We start from the raw sequence: 14516 nt of genomic DNA, 5'->3' as shown, positions 1-14516 counted from the left end.
TACAAATCAAGGAGAAATTTAAAATTCCATCTTAGAATGAAATCATGAATTTACTTTCGAATTTCAGAACTCACCTGTGGACAAATGCGTTTCGCCCTTTTTTTCTCGCGGCTTCCCTCCACGCGCTCGGATCGATTTTTATCTGGATCCTAATTCTTTTTTCATTCTTAAAACCTCCGCTGATAACCGGGTTGGTTCCGTTTCATTCCTATGAAATGGTATTCGGTTTTGCGAGAGCCGCCATCTTAGGATTTCTATTTACCGCCGCTCAGAATTGGACAAAGACGATACTGATCCGGGAAAGATCACTTTTTCTTTTATTCTTTCTTTGGGTTTTGGGAAGATTCTGTTGGATCGACCTCCCCGCCGTTTCCTACTCCGCGTTTCTGAGCGATTTTATCTGCGACTTATTTGTGTTGTATTTGCTCGCACCTAAGCTGATGCAAAAAGGACAGGAACACAATCGTATGATCGTTTTATGTTATACCTTATTCGGGATTGGTCACGGACTTGCGATTCTTTCGATATTGGAGATCATTCCTTCGGCTCTCTCGCTCCATTGGATTCATATTTCCATCTTTGTGATCTTGATCTTTATCATTTTGATCGCGGGGAGAATTTTGCCTTTTTTTACGACGGTGGCCGTGGCCGGTTCCAATCCTAAAAGAAATCAAAAAATCGAGACCCTAACCAATTACGGCTCTTTTCTTTTGATCGGAATCGAATCATTGCTTTTTTGGTTTCCGAAGCTGCAAGTCGGAGCCGGATTTTTTGCGCTCGCATTTACGGGCTTACAAGCCTATCGCTGGTGTTTATGGGAACCTTGGAAATCTCGCAAAACACCGATTTTGTGGATCTTATTCTTATCCTATTTTTGGCTGATTCTCGGATTTTTTTCGTACGGACTTTCCCATTTGGGTTTGTTTCCTCTATCCGCTTCTTTTCACATTCTTACCGTAGGAGCGATCGGAGGTTTTATCTACGGAATGATCACACGAGTATCTCTGGGTCATACGGGTAGAACGATAGCGGCGTCCAAAACGATCCGCTTCGGATATGCGAGCATCACACTTGCAGTTTTTGTCCGGGTTTTATTTCCGCTTTTCGGTCTATCTAGTATAGGATACGGGATTTCGGGAATACTTTGGATTTTTTCATTCTCCGTAATAATATTCAAATATTGGAATATACTTCTCGGACCCAGAATCGATTCACAAAAGAAATGAAAAATTTCTTAAAAGGCAAATCGTTCGATTTTTACTCGAACTCCGGTGAGAAGGAATACACGTTTACAAAAAGGAATTTTGACCTCTCGAAAATAGAATTCCTAATATCGCAATCAGAATGGAAAGAAGAAGATTTACTCTTCCGAAAAAGGCCGCCTTTCGGCGGTATTTTTCCCAAAGGGTCGGGTTTTCGTGGATCAAACTTTGAGTCAACGGACCTAAGAAGAAGTCGTGAAACACGGAGCTGAAAACCAAAACGCAAAAAAGAAATATTTTACAGGCGATCACCGAAAACGGATTTTGAAATAAGAATTCGATATCAGTCGGACGGTATCCTTTCCAGTAGAGAATCGCGGATCCGCTCGCAAAGGAGACCGTAAATAGATAATATGCTATTTTTCTAAACTGTAATGCGAGCTCATAAAACAAATCGAGTTTTATATTCGTGTAATCCGGATTTTTCAAAACGGGCCGAAAAACGAACACATAAGACAACATCCCGCCGATCCAAAAGATCGCGGCGAAAATATGAAAGAACAGGAAAACGAGATAAGAATAAAAGTCCACTTCTCAAAAACTTTCTCCTTTTTTGATTTTGGCAAGAAGAGTTTTCAAACGGCAAGGATTCGATCCGATGATTTTTCTCAGTGGATCATCGGATCAGTTTTCCGTAATTCCCACTTCCAATTCGTCGAACCAATCTAAAAAATTTTGAACCTCTTCCTTTTGAAAAAGCGCGCCGTGTTGTGGAACCATCATATCGACTTTTAAATTTCGAATTTCCTTTATCCATTTTTTTTTCGCCTCGTTGGATCCCATCCATCTTTGATGGAACTTCTTCATATATCGAGTGTGTTTATCGAAATCAGTAACGAATAGATCCGTAAATTCGGGAGGCAAAAGAGACGCGCCTATATCCCCGCTAAACAGGATTCTCGCGCTCGGATCATACAAATTGAAATTTCCGGAAGAATGTAAATAGTGAGCCGGTATTGCGCGTAACGTATGATCGCCGATTACGACGTCCATTCCGGGATCCGGAATCTGAATAAATGTATCCTCCTTACCTCCGAAGTGAGGAACAAAACTGGACCAGAGCCAACTCAGATAACATTTGATTTCCGGATTTACCTCGAGCCAAAGTGAAAGAGAGGAAATGATGTCCGGATCCTGATGACTTGAAAAAATCTTCGTGATTTGAGTCGGATCGAATTTTTCACAGATTGCCGAAAAAACTTCCGGGAAAATTTCGCTTCCTCCCGGATCAGTGAGCAAACCTTGACCGGAAGAAACGATAAGATACTCGTTCGTATCTATGATATAACCCGGTTTATCGGGATCTCTCGCGATTACAGACCAACTATAATCTTGACTGGAATAAATCGTTTCCATTCTTTTCATTTTTCCATCCATCCAAGATTTTTTTTGCTAAATTTTCTATCGAATCGATCGACGCGGAGAATTTTTCGGCGACGGCCCCTGCCTTCGTTTTATCCGCTCCGATGTATTCACTTTCGATTTTCGCCTGAAGACTGATCACCTTCCCATCCAGACATTGTCGTATTAAATTTTTAGTTCGAATCAACATCGAATTCTGAATTGAAAAAGTATTTTTTTGAAAATCGACTTCCTTTGATTCGAAAGAACGTATCATCTGTTTTAGGGCTCCGGATTTATTTCCGTAATTTTCTATTTTTTTCGCCTTTTCAAAAGCGATTCTATTTTTAACCTGATGACTCGCTTCTCGGCTCAAAAAATACATAACTTTAGTAAGCTCCTCAGTGATCCTCGTGGTCGCCTTGCTAAAAGAAATAATTTCTTGAGCAACCACTCCAAAACCTTTCGCGGCGCTCCCGGCGTGAACCGATAAAATAATAGAGTTTAACGCCTTTACACGAATTCCAAAGGCAAGAGAGGAAATGGCCTTTACGTCTTCGTTGATGGAAGCCGTTTTTCTGAGTAATTTTTTTTCCATTCTATTTCTTAAGCGACGGCGGCAATTCTATCACGTTTCCCAAAGGATTCAATTTTTAAAATATTCTAAAATTCAATTCTTGTCATAAATCGGACGTCTCGGATCCAAAAATCTATCTTAAAAGTTTCATATAAAAGTCCGTGAGAGCGTCCGGTAAATGCGACGGATTCGGAAGAATTCGATACGAGCTATGTCCCAACATTGCCGGAAGATACTGTTTTGCCTGTTTGTCTATCGCGAGCGCGTAAAAACCTACTTTGTATTTTTCGCATTCCCGAATCGCCTGTTTAACGTCTTCGATTCCGTAACTACCTTCGTATCGATCGTAGTCGTTCGGTTTACCGTCTGATAAAAGAAGAATCCAACGTTTAGCGCTCGTCTCTTTTCTGATTCCCGTCAAAGCGTGACGAATCGCGGGACCGATTCTCGTGTAACCGCTGGCTTGAACGGCTCCGATTCTATTTTTTGCCTTCGCCCAAGGGTCTTCGAATTTTTTGATCGAGAAATAGTCGCAATGATTTCTGGTTCTGGAGGAAAAAGAATCGATCTGAAATCGATCTCCGAATTCCGAACAGAGTTGACCGAATAAAAGTAAAGAAATTTTTTCCACGTCTAAGATTCGCCGGTTTTCCACGAAGGAATCCGTGGAAAGACTCGTATCCATCAAAACTAAAATCGATATATCCCTTAACGTCTTTCTTCCGGAGATATAAATTCTCTCCGAGGGAGTTCGATCGGAAAGAATATCGGTAAAATAATCGACGATCGAATCCAAATCCAAATCTTCTCCGTCTAACTGGCGTTTGACTGCCGTTCGTTCGTTCACAAATCGGTTGAACCGGGACCGTAGAGTATTTAAGACGGAATTGTTTTCCGAAAGAGTTTTACCGCAAAAAACGGAATCCTCCTCGATCAGTTCCCGGGGAAAAACCCTACAGTATCCTTTTTTGTATTTTTTTTTGGAGGCGTCCCATTCGTCGTAAGGAATCGACTTTTCACTCGACTTAGTGTCTTGAATCTCGGGAAGAATCGATCCGAATAAGAATTCCGTTCGAAAGATGGAATGAGTCGGATCTTCGGATCGAACCGTATTCCTCAAATCCAATTCTTGAAGCGCGTCCTTTTGTTCCGAAAGTTCGTCCGAACCGTCGAAGTCTCTCCAATTGCCATTAAACTCCTCGATCGTATCCACCTTTTCAAAATGATGTTGAAGGGTGTAGTCCGCTTGCGACTTTTTATCGATTTCAATGGATTCGATCCTTTCCCTCGCAATTCCTTCGATCTCGGTTTCGATCAAATCATTTAGTATCGACCCTGGATCCGGAGGAGCCGTGTTTTTCAGGATATTCTTATCCGATGGCGCGGACATCCACATTCCGTGCAGGTAAGAAAGATCGGTTTCGATTTTAGAATTTTGAATATTCTTTTTTTGGAATTCAATTTCAGTTTCGATTACGGAAGAGATCGTGTCCCAAGAATCCGGATACACTCTACGGAGATTTTCCAGGACAAAAGAATGATTCTCCTTCGCTTTTTGTAGCGACTCTTCCTTTCCCTTGTCGAGCCCGTCCGTCCAGTTTAAGCTCAGTTTTTTCTGAATAAAAAGATATAATATTCTAAAAATATAAAATTCAATGTTTTTAATTTTATTAGGTCCGTGAAAATACTCGTTTGGAAGAAAGAATCGATTTTTCTGATAACCTCCGACTTTTTCCGCGGTCAGGATTTCTATATTTTCTCCTGTGAGAGCTTTTGCAAGAACCGAAAGACGATCTTTTATCTGCGAAAGAGTTATACGATTTTCGGTCGAATCGAATTTTACCCGGTTTCCGAACCATCCTTGTGCGAATCCATAGAGATGTTTGAATGTAAATTCTTCCCAACCCACTGCAACGTTACATCAACAAAGAAACCAAGTCTTTGAGGCCGTTCACGATATCCCGATCGTCAGACAAAGGTTGTACGATCGCAACTTCGCAGGACAAACGCGGAGGTAGTCCGCTTACTATCATCTTCGCGGCGTCCACGAGCAAACGTGTAGAGCAGGATTCCGTGAGTCCTAGCTCGGTTAGGTTGCGAATTTTCCCGCCGAGTCTGACGAGTTTTCCTGCAAACTCCGGCGAAATTCCGGTTTCACCCTTTACGATCGTTTCTTCGACATCGGACTTCGGATAATCAAATTGTAAAGAGACAAACCTTTGTCTTGTGGAAGGTTTCAATTCTTTCCAGCCCTTTTGATATCCCGGATTGTACGACGCAACGAGCATAAAAGAATCGGGAGCTTTGATCGATTCGTTTCTACGATCCAGATAAATTTCCCTTCTATAATCCGTAAGAGGATGGATCGCAACGATCGTATCGGGTCTGGCTTCGGCGATTTCATCGATATAAAGGATCGCGCCCATTCGTATACTTCTTGTTAGGGGGCCGTCCTGCCAGATCGTTTCAGTTCCTTGGATGAGATAACGACCCAACAGATCCACTGCTGACGTCTCCTCATGACAAGAAACGATCAGCAAAGGAAGTTTCATTCTTGCGGCCATGTATTCCACAAACCGAGATTTGCCGGAACCGGTAGGCCCTTTGATCAAGAGCGGGAGTTTGTTTTTATGAGCGTGTTCGAATGTGACGACCTCGTGACCGGTCTCTTTGTAAAAGGGCAATTCAACCGCTTCCCGCAGTTGAATTGTGTCTTCGTTATTCGGAGAATTCTTCATTTCAATTTAAGAACGATATCCCCCGATGTATCTTCCGCGTTCAACGCCTCGTCCGTCGGTCGACCAAAACGAATAAAATTGACTATAAAGGCTATGATCCCCGAAGTGAAAAGAGTGGCGGCTAACGTGAGTCCCAAAAAATGAACTTGAATCTCTTTCTGAACTACCAGAAAGTCCAATCCGAATTTTCTTTCCAAGTAAACCTGCGCGATCCCCGCGACGGCGAAGGCTCCGGTCATTCCCAACATACCGATATTGGACGCCCAGAACGCATACAACCCCATCGGGTTGTTCCAGAGTTTTCTTCCCGTGAGAAGAGGCATCGCATAAGTCACGATCGCAAGTACGATCATCGCATAAGCCCCCCAGAACGCGAGATGTCCGTGCATCGCGGTAATCAAAGTTCCGTGCGTGTATAAATTCACTTGTGGTAGGGTATGTGCAAATCCTAAAAACCCGGCTCCCACGCAGGACATGATCGCACTTCCGATGGTCCAATAGAGCGAGATCGCATTCGGATGATTTCTGCCGCTCTTACGATACATGGAAATCGCAAACATTGCCATCGCCAAAAACGCAAGAGGTTCGAGCATCGAAAAAAATCCTCCGATCCATTTCCAGTATTCGGGAACTCCGATAAAATAATAGTGATGCCCGGTCCCTAAGATTCCCGAAAGAAAAGTCAAACCTACGATGACATAGAGCCATTTTTCGATCACTTCACGATCCACTCCGGTCAATTTGATAAGAAGAAAAGAAAGGATACCTCCCATGATGAGTTCCCAAACACCTTCCACCCAAAGATGAACTACCCACCAGCGAAAATAAGAATCCACGGTCTGGCTGTTAAACTGAATCATACCGGGTAAATACAAAAGCGCCGCAGAAAATAAACCGAAATACAAAACGAGTCCCGTTGTGGAACTTTTTGTTCCTTTCCAAACGGTCATCCCTATGTTGAAAAGAAACGTAAGAACGTTTATCACGACAAGATAATCGAGAGGTCTCGGTATTTCCAAAAATTTTCGTCCTTCCCAGATATTAAAATGGAATCCGATGATCGAAACGACTCCCACAATGATAAGCGAAATGAGTTGTGCGTAAGCCAATTTTTCGGAATAGAGTTCCCTACCCGATTCTTCCGGAATGATATAATGCGCGGCTCCCATAAAACCAGTAAGAAGCCATACTACCAGAAGATTGGTGTGTGTCGCCCTTGCGGTGTTAAACGGAATCCATTCGTGTAATCCGTCAAAACCCATCCGAGCAAAAGCCATTAGAAATCCGTAAACTAATTGTAAAGATAAAAGTAACATACAAGTTGCAAAAAACCAGTAGGCTATTTTTTGAGATTTATATTTCATGATCGCTCCACTTTTGAATCCTTTTCGTCGTCATCTTAACTGAGATAAATATTTCGTAAGATCTTTGATTTCCAAGTCGCTCAGAGGCAACTTAGGCATAGCGGTTCCAGGTTTGATCTTCTGAGGATCCTTTAGCCAATTTTCCAGATAAGCGACGTCGTATTTGTTGCCTACTGCGTCCAAGGCGGGACCGACGTTACCGCCTACGCCTCCAACCGCGTGACAAGCGGTGCAGATCTGTTTGAATTTTTCGGGTGGTGAGATACTCGCGGACTGAAGATTGACCGTTTTTGTTTCCTGTTTAAAGTCCGGCTTTGGAGGGAAACCTTTCAGATCCAATTCTCCATTCCATTTTAAGAATGCGATTACGTCTTCGATCTCAGATTCGGTAAAATTATATTTTACCATCTTTCTTTCACCCGGATACATCGCTTCGGGATCTTTTAAAAAAACGCGAATCCATTCCGCTCCCCTTCTTTCATAAACCTTTGTGAGTTCAGGAGCGTAATAAGCCCCCTCTCCCAAAATCGTATGACAACCCATACAATTATTCTTTTCCCAGATTTCCTTACCTCGGAGTACGCTTGGAGAAAGGTTTCGATTCGATTCGTGCGAATAGACGTATCTCATGGAATCGAAAGTGAGAAATAAAAATACGGCGGAAAACAAAGCGGTTCCGAGAAGAAAAAATAATTTTGCCTGGAACTTAGTAAGCATGTTTCATTCCTTTTACCAAAGTATATAGATCCTCAAAATTCCTCGGAAGGAAATCTTCAGGCCGGTAGAATAACAGAAATTTATTTTTTGTCCTTGATCTATATCAACTTTATAGTATTTTACTATACTTACCTGAGAATCCGCAAAAGCCGATACTTAGGGAATTGTTATGCGAACCACAAAACCGATCCTCAAGGCCATTCGAAATAAACACTGGGCGGAGATTCAAAAAAAATTCAGAAACGAACTCGAATTGCTCGGGGTTCGAAAAAATTATCAAAAAACGGATCGAGTCTACAGCGCAAAGGATCCTTATTTAGGTTTTTTTGAAGTAGTCTCCGGAATTTTTAAAGTTTATTCTTTGAATTCGGAAGGACGGGAGATGATATTAAAGATCTTTTATCCAGGAGAATTTATCGCGACACAACTCGTCTTTCAAACGGAGGAACCTTGTGTTTATCCTTTGTTTTGTGAGGCCTTGAACGGAGGGGAATTGATTCACTTTCCGAAAAAAGAATTCAAATCCTTTTTATTTAAGAATATAGACGCGCTTTTCTCTTTTTCCGCACTCGCGATCGAACACGTTAGCTACTTTCGGAGCAAGGTTCTGGAAAATCAGTTATATTCAGTAAAGGAGAGGATTCTCATTTTTCTTATGGAAGCCGGCGCCGCCGAAGATTTCATCTTCCTGCCGATCACCAAACAGCAGTTAGCTTCCTTACTCGGAACGACTCCGGAGTCCGTCAGCCGAGCCTTTCGAATTCTTTTGGAAGAATCAGTTCTGCTGGAAAGTGAAAGAGGATACAAAATCGTATCAGAGGGGATTGGGCCGTTGTCCACAAATCGTCCGCCTAAAAGATTTCCCTTGATACGATAGAATTTTTCAAAAAAAGAACTCACAAAAAAAAACCGGTCTCCGGAAACGTTTCCGCTGCGATCGGACGGACTTTTGTTTGTACATTCCTATCCATACTTTCGGACCGAAAAAAAACGGAAAGGATCTGGATCTAGTCGACCGCGGATTTCCGATCTACCCGATGGATTTTTTGTATCGAAGAGGTTTTCGAAATTTTAGAGAATCCTTTGAAAAAAGACCGTACATTACTTCATTCTAAAAATCTAATAAGAACGTTCTGATTCTTACCGAACAAATACGTAGACGGCACCCGCTCTTGTTCTTGTATTGTCTCCGATCGGAGGCAACGGAGAAGGCGCGGTCGTACCGCTTTTTTCTTCAGTAGCTCCCAGGACGATCGAATTGCCTTCGATCGAAAGACTTCCGTATTCTCCGGCCGGACCTCCGATCGTATTGGAAACTCGATCGTTAGGATCCGCGTTCCAGGTTTTGATAAATGATCGATAAACCCAGGCGTTGTTCTCCTTTTGAAAAACGTAAACCGCACCCGAATTCAAAGAGCCGTTGTCCAATAAGTTCGGCAACGTTCCACGATTGAGGATCGTAGTAATGGAATTCGATTCGTTCGGAGCCGCAATCGCAACCGTATCCCCCGAGACAGCAACCGCCTTTCCGAATTGATCGCTGGCATCCGCGTTAGGCGCAATCAAAACGGCTTCCTCCGCCCACACGTTAGCGGTCCTTTTAAAAATATAGGAGGCTCCTCCTCCGGTTTGACCGGAAGCTCCGATGATGGCCGTATCTCCGGATAAACCTACTGATACGCCGAATATCGCATTTGCGAGCGGATTGGAGGCTTTCAAATAAGCCTCTCTCGACCAAACGTTTCCGTTTCGTTTGAATACGTGAGCGGCTCCCGAATTCACTGCGACGGTATCATCCTGGCTTACGCCTACGATCAAGGTATCGCCTGAGATCGCGATCTCAGATCCGAACTGATCGTTTGCCGTTGGGTTATTCGATTTTAAATAAGCTTCCTGCGCCCATGTGGTTCCGGTTCTTTTGAATACATACACCGCGCCGGTATTTGTTCCGGTGTTGTCCGCGCTTGCGTTCGTACCGAACAAAAGAGTTGGGTCCGTGCTTTTTTCCCTTGGAGATCCGATGGCGATCGTATCTCCGTTGATCGCAACAAATCTCCCGAAATTATCTCCCGCGTCCAGGTTGCTCGGTTTGAGAAAGGCCTCTAAATTCCAAGTCGCTCCGTTTCTTCGATAGACGTAGGCGGCTCCCGAGGCCATGAGAGACTCGTCGTTGATTCCGTTTGTGGAAATAAAATTTTGATTTCCGTCTTCGAGCGGCGCCCCCACGACGATCGTGTCTCCCGAGATGGAAACACTGATTCCGTAAATATCTGTGTTCGTTGGAAAAGGCGGCGTAAGATAAGCCTCTTGCGTCCAGTTGTTTCCGCTTCTTGTAAAAACATAAGCGGCGCCCGTAAAAGCTGAGTCCCCGTACGCGCCGGAGACAACCGTGTTTCCGGACAAGGAAACGCTCACACCGAGGTAATGATTGGCGAGTAGATTCGAACCTTTGAGAAAAGACTGATTCTCCCAATCGAGAGCCTTGGATTCCAAGGAGATGCTGATTTGTGAAGAGCGACCTTGCAAATCAAAGGCAGTAACATAAAAGGAAGTCGGTGGAAAATCCGAAGTCGGAGTTCCTGAAATTTCACCGGTCATCGGATCAAATGACAAGCCGCTCGGAATCGAAGGAGAGATCGAATAGTGATCCACGGGTTCGACGCTGGTGGGTTTAAAGATCGGTATGGATTCGTTTTTTACAAACTGATAGGAAGAAGAAGGATAGCTAAAGCGGAGATCGACGCTTGGATCGCCGTTGGATGAATTCCCGAGGTTTAAGTTCCCGAGCGGAATGATCCAATCGTTTCCATCCCGATTTTCGGTGAGACAACCGGTTAAAGAGAATAAAAAGAGTAGGATGGAAGAGACGGATACTATGATTTTTCTTTTTTGCATCGGTTCCTCTCCCGTTCTTTTTCTTTTTGATATTCGTTTTCTTTTCCGGACTTCTCTCAGAGGAAGAAAATTTCAAAAGGAAAGCATAGAAAGAAGATACGAGAAAGAAGTTTTATATTCTTCCTCGATTATAAGAGGCGAAAGGCTAGTTTATAATCGATTCCTTGTGATGCAATTTTCTAAAAAACAGCAAAGATCCAATCAAAGCTTTCGTCCTCATTCTATTCCCAATCCGGATTTATGGAGAATGGATCGCCATCACCGCGAATCACAAAGAAGAAGAAATCAGAGTTTTTTTTTCAAAAGATCTTCCTTTGGTATTTCGATTTTTACGAGTTTGACCCCTTCGGTTGAAAACCGGAGGAGTTCCCACAGTTTTAAGGATTTGTGAAAAATCCGAATTCTTCCGAAAAACGATTTGTATCCTGCAATTTTTTGGAGTCGGCTCTAAAACTTCGGATCCTGATCCTGGCAATCGTGGTTCTTGTGTCTAAACAAACCATTCTTAAGAATCGTTTGTTCTCAAAGACCGCTTCTGGAAAACCCGTTCCCTTTCAAAAAAGGGAACTTCCAACGAATTGGGAAGCGAAGTAAATTTTAGAATGGGAAAAAGAATTTTCCTCCGGTGAAATGGGAAGGATAGAAAGACGTGGGAACTCCTCTAAAAAAGCCCCCGACCTTTCTATCCGAAGTTTTTTATCCGATTGAAAGAAAGAAAAAACTCAATTCGGACCGGAAGGCCAGAGAAAACGATCATAAGCGTAGAATCGAACTCTTTGACGATTGTTCTTGTCCGTGCAGGCGCAATTATTTCCACCCACAAGTGCACAACCTTGACAATACCTTCTGTTTGTGTCGGGAGCCGGAGTTGTGACGATCCATTTTTTTCCGTTTGGATCCGTGTAAAAAGAAAACCCGCCCGAATGCCCCGGTTGATATGCCATCGTATATGTAGTCAGGGAATTATCGGGACCTAACTTGGACTGGTTTCCCTTCCAAACTCGAATTCGATTCGGACTGGAAGAAAACAAAATGCAGGCCTTGTACCATCCTCCATTTTTGTAATATACGTCGCAGTCCTGGACCCCGTCTTGTCCCGCGCTATTGATATTGTTTCCTGTGGTTACGTTGGAATAACTTCCGCAACTCCCGTCCGTATAATTACACTGTCTTTCGTAGTATTGATCGTAGGAATAGTATCGGGTTTTAGCGGTAAAATTCAAGTCGTTCGGATAAGGTATAGATTGTCCCACAAAACCGACGGAATGGTCAAAAAATCCCTGGTTCTGAACCGTCCCGGATCCGTTAAAACGATACAGTTGTGATTTCATGTCGATCCCGTTACTCGTAAATCCGACATAGGCCCAACCTTTGTAATAAAAAATCCCGCTCGGATGATCGTAAGAAGAACCTGCGCTGAATTTTTTTATCAACCTTCCATACTTATCATGAACGAATAAATAAGCCGTATCGTTTCCGTTAGTATCCATACAAGAGGTGTAGAAGAAATTTCCGTCAAACTTAATCCCTTGAGAATGACATCCGTTCTGGTCCGAACCTATTGTTGCAGTTCCTACATTTTGTAAAAAGTAGTCCACGTTCTCGACGGGGTAATCAGCGCCGCTGACCAAATTCTGTAAATCAAGTCCTTGCGCGCTCGGATACGAAGCGATCCAAAATAATGAGGCAATCGCCAACGTTCGAATCAGTAAATTTATTGGAAACAGTCGCATACTTTCCCATTCTCCTCTAACTTTTTCTATTCTCTTTTTTTCGATCCGATTCCATTTCCCTTTTCCTGCTTCCTTTAGGATAAGAATCGCGAAATGTCTTAGAAAAAAAACGCAGATCCGTTTTACCGTTTCTCCGTTCTTAAACCCGGTTCCTTATTGATTGGGAACGGATCCCAATTTTTCGAAGAAGTATCCATGCAAAATAATTTATTTCAATCGATTTTTCTCCGGACAATTTTCGAGAAAGAACTTACTTATAATGTAGTGTCTTAAAAAGGAAAACGCTTCGAATCCTTTTTTAAGTTCCTTTCGTCTTTGTCAAAGGAATGACAAAGAAATAGCTTTTTTAAGTTTTAGTTTTGTTTTTTCCGCGTGAGCGGTCCGTAAGGCGCGAAGCGTCCTCTTAAGAGGACGAGGGCGAACGCCCGAGCCTGGAGGGACGCGACCATTTCCCATTCGATTTTTCGAATCCTTTTTTTGAACCTTGAACGAATTCTAGAATGGGAAATGGGCACGCCCGAATTGAATTTCATATGCGATTATTTTTTTTCAGCAAAGGTTTACGGGCGCTCCTTTTTTCCTTAGTTCTTAAATCGGTTTAGGATTTCATGAGGATTGTCTTTCTTTCGAATAGAACTCCTTTCGTCGAAATATTACCTAAGAGCGTCGTTTATTGAGTTCATATTTTCCGAAATGAATCGAATACAACTTGAAGTATTTTTTTTTTCCATTTTAATAGATCGATCCGAATGTCGGCCTCGCCGCAGGAAAGATAAGGAAGAACCATGCCTCATTGTATTCTCTGGTTAGATCAGTCGGTTGCGAAGAAGTTTGTTTTGAGCAAAGACACCGTGGACACTCAGATCATTCACCATAAGGGGAAACCGGAACACCACGACCATCATCCGGATCGTTTCAACCTGATTCAAAACGAGGATCTCAAACGTTTTTTTGAAGAAGTGGCCGCAAACCTTTCACCGAACGAAGATCTCCTGATTTCAGGCCCCGGACTGGCTAAGACTCATTTTCTTACTTTTTTGGAAAAACATCATCCAGCTATTTCCAAAATGGTTCTTGCTGAAATCGTTCTGGATCAGAGCTCCGATCCCGAAATCATCGCCGCGGCCAAAAAATACTACGAAAAACGACATATTCGACTCTGATCCGTTCGGGATCCAAGGATCGTTTTTAATTTTATGGATGGCTCTTTTCCCGTTTGTGATTTTGAGAACGATCGGTTTCTATACTTCCATCCACCATGTGAATCCTTCTTTCCGCCAAGGCGGCGTATTCCGGATCGTGAGTTACGTAAAGCACCGTCGTTCCATTCTCCGTATTGGTATGTTTTAAAATTTCCATCGCCTTATCGCCGTTCGCCGTATCCAAATTTCCCGTCGGTTCGTCCGCAAAGATAAATGTGGGATTCATGATGAGAGCCCTTGCTATCGCGGCTCTTTGTTGTTCTCCTCCGGACATCTGCGAAGGATATTTATCTCTGCAGTGCTCCAGGTCGAACTGATTTAACAGATTTCTTGCATATTCTTTTTTGATTCCTTCGGTTCCGGTTTTCCTCGCGGGCATAAGAATATTTTCTATCGCCGTGAGTTCGGGAAGAAGATAATGAAACTGAAACACAAATCCGATGTGTTGATTTCGAAACGTATGGGTCTCCTTACTCTCTAACTCAAATAGATCCCTTCCGTCTAAAAACACTTTTCCGGAACTTGGACGATCCAATCCACTCAACATATACAATAGAGTCGACTTTCCGGAACCCGATCTTCCCGTAAGAGAAACGAATTCCCCTTTTTTAAGTTGAAACGAAACCCCTCTTACTACCTGCGTCGGCGGTTCTCCGAAGGATTTTACCAGGGACTCGCAGCTCAACG

The 14516-nt window shown here is 43.0% G+C and carries 14 protein-coding genes; 4 read left to right on the top strand and 10 right to left on the bottom strand.

From position 1 onward, the window contains the following. The first annotated feature begins 44 nt into the window (after positions 1-44). Complete coding sequence (locus JWG44_RS17675; protein ID WP_205276315.1) at positions 45-1226, top strand: NnrS family protein; 1182 nt, start codon at positions 45-47, stop codon at positions 1224-1226. Between the two features lie 63 nt (positions 1227-1289). Here the strand turns inward: JWG44_RS17675 and JWG44_RS17670 are convergent, their stop codons facing one another. The 7 genes from JWG44_RS17670 to JWG44_RS17640 all read right to left on the bottom strand — a co-directional run bounded on the left by JWG44_RS17670 (position 1290) and on the right by JWG44_RS17640 (position 7999). Next, on the bottom strand, positions 1290-1793 hold the full coding sequence (locus JWG44_RS17670) for a hypothetical protein (protein WP_205276314.1): 504 nt from the start codon (positions 1791-1793) through the stop codon (positions 1290-1292). Between the two features lie 93 nt (positions 1794-1886). Then, positions 1887-2627: an oxygen-binding di-iron domain-containing protein gene (locus tag JWG44_RS17665; protein ID WP_205276313.1), complete on the bottom strand. Its 741-nt coding sequence runs from the start codon at positions 2625-2627 to the stop codon at positions 1887-1889. Further along, the gene (locus JWG44_RS17660; protein WP_205276312.1) at positions 2587-3201 is read right to left on the bottom strand and encodes a hypothetical protein; all 615 of its coding nucleotides are present in this window, start codon (positions 3199-3201) and stop codon (positions 2587-2589) included. The genes JWG44_RS17665 and JWG44_RS17660 overlap by 41 nt, the downstream gene beginning before the upstream one ends. Before the next feature lie 112 nt (positions 3202-3313). Next, the gene (locus tag JWG44_RS22565) at positions 3314-5089 is read right to left on the bottom strand and encodes a nitric oxide reductase activation protein NorD (RefSeq protein WP_205276311.1); all 1776 of its coding nucleotides are present in this window, start codon (positions 5087-5089) and stop codon (positions 3314-3316) included. Positions 5090-5096: 7 nt separating this feature from the next. After that, positions 5097-5918: a CbbQ/NirQ/NorQ/GpvN family protein gene (locus JWG44_RS17650; protein ID WP_205276310.1), complete on the bottom strand. Its 822-nt coding sequence runs from the start codon at positions 5916-5918 to the stop codon at positions 5097-5099. Next, complete coding sequence (locus JWG44_RS17645) at positions 5915-7282, bottom strand: cbb3-type cytochrome c oxidase subunit I (RefSeq protein ID WP_205276309.1); 1368 nt, start codon at positions 7280-7282, stop codon at positions 5915-5917. Before JWG44_RS17645 ends, JWG44_RS17650 begins: the two co-directional genes overlap by 4 nt. Before the next feature lie 30 nt (positions 7283-7312). Then, positions 7313-7999 carry a c-type cytochrome gene (locus tag JWG44_RS17640; RefSeq protein WP_205276308.1) on the bottom strand — a complete coding sequence of 229 codons (687 nt, stop codon included), beginning with the start codon at positions 7997-7999 and terminating at the stop codon, positions 7313-7315. Positions 8000-8168: 169 nt separating this feature from the next. Between JWG44_RS17640 and JWG44_RS17635 the strand changes: the two genes are divergently transcribed. Then, positions 8169-8876, top strand: coding sequence for a Crp/Fnr family transcriptional regulator (locus JWG44_RS17635; RefSeq protein ID WP_205276307.1), 708 nt, complete (start codon positions 8169-8171; stop codon positions 8874-8876). A 263-nt stretch (positions 8877-9139) separates the two neighbouring features. Here JWG44_RS17635 and JWG44_RS17630 read toward each other — a convergent pair whose 3' ends face one another. Continuing rightward, positions 9140-10894 (bottom strand): putative Ig domain-containing protein, encoded by a 1755-nt coding sequence (locus JWG44_RS17630; protein WP_205276306.1) that lies wholly within the window; start codon positions 10892-10894, stop codon positions 9140-9142. 387 nt (positions 10895-11281) lie between these two features. On the opposite strand from JWG44_RS17630, the gene JWG44_RS17625 reads away from it, so the two are divergent. Beyond that, complete coding sequence (locus JWG44_RS17625) at positions 11282-11488, top strand: hypothetical protein (RefSeq protein WP_205276305.1); 207 nt, start codon at positions 11282-11284, stop codon at positions 11486-11488. Positions 11489-11616: 128 nt separating this feature from the next. Here JWG44_RS17625 and JWG44_RS17620 read toward each other — a convergent pair whose 3' ends face one another. Next, positions 11617-12627, bottom strand: coding sequence for a hypothetical protein (locus JWG44_RS17620; protein ID WP_205276304.1), 1011 nt, complete (start codon positions 12625-12627; stop codon positions 11617-11619). Positions 12628-13412: 785 nt separating this feature from the next. Here JWG44_RS17620 and JWG44_RS17615 point away from each other — a divergent pair. Then, positions 13413-13790 carry an eRF1 domain 2 gene (locus tag JWG44_RS17615; protein ID WP_205276303.1) on the top strand — a complete coding sequence of 126 codons (378 nt, stop codon included), beginning with the start codon at positions 13413-13415 and terminating at the stop codon, positions 13788-13790. Positions 13791-13821: 31 nt separating this feature from the next. On the opposite strand, the gene JWG44_RS17610 is transcribed toward JWG44_RS17615, so the two are convergent. Beyond that, positions 13822-14514, bottom strand: a complete 693-nt coding sequence (locus JWG44_RS17610; protein ID WP_232371729.1) for an ABC transporter ATP-binding protein — start codon at positions 14512-14514, stop codon at positions 13822-13824. Between the last annotated feature and the right edge of the window lie 2 nt (positions 14515-14516).

It is taken from the genome of Leptospira ainazelensis, from assembly GCF_016918785.1.
Taxonomy (GTDB): domain Bacteria; phylum Spirochaetota; class Leptospiria; order Leptospirales; family Leptospiraceae; genus Leptospira; species Leptospira ainazelensis.
Note: the sequence above shows the minus strand (reverse complement) of the source record. Positions and strands in the feature narration are given on the sequence as shown.

Bases quoted from the DNA above. Each gene is read 5' to 3' on its own strand.
- JWG44_RS17665 (WP_205276313.1), bottom strand. From the start codon at position 2,627: ATGAAAAGAATGGAAACGATTTATTCCAGTCAAGATTATAGTTGGTCT.
- JWG44_RS17650 (WP_205276310.1), bottom strand. From the start codon at position 5,918: ATGAAGAATTCTCCGAATAACGAAGACACAATTCAACTGCGGGAAGCG.
- JWG44_RS17620 (WP_205276304.1), bottom strand. From the start codon at position 12,627: ATGCGACTGTTTCCAATAAATTTACTGATTCGAACGTTGGCGATTGCC.
- JWG44_RS17630 (WP_205276306.1), bottom strand. From the start codon at position 10,894: ATGCAAAAAAGAAAAATCATAGTATCCGTCTCTTCCATCCTACTCTTT.
- JWG44_RS17660 (WP_205276312.1), bottom strand. From the start codon at position 3,201: ATGGAAAAAAAATTACTCAGAAAAACGGCTTCCATCAACGAAGACGTA.
- JWG44_RS17640 (WP_205276308.1), bottom strand. From the start codon at position 7,999: ATGCTTACTAAGTTCCAGGCAAAATTATTTTTTCTTCTCGGAACCGCT.
- JWG44_RS17645 (WP_205276309.1), bottom strand. From the start codon at position 7,282: ATGAAATATAAATCTCAAAAAATAGCCTACTGGTTTTTTGCAACTTGT.
- JWG44_RS17675 (WP_205276315.1), top strand. From the start codon at position 45: ATGAATTTACTTTCGAATTTCAGAACTCACCTGTGGACAAATGCGTTT.
- JWG44_RS17635 (WP_205276307.1), top strand. From the start codon at position 8,169: ATGCGAACCACAAAACCGATCCTCAAGGCCATTCGAAATAAACACTGG.
- JWG44_RS17615 (WP_205276303.1), top strand. From the start codon at position 13,413: ATGCCTCATTGTATTCTCTGGTTAGATCAGTCGGTTGCGAAGAAGTTT.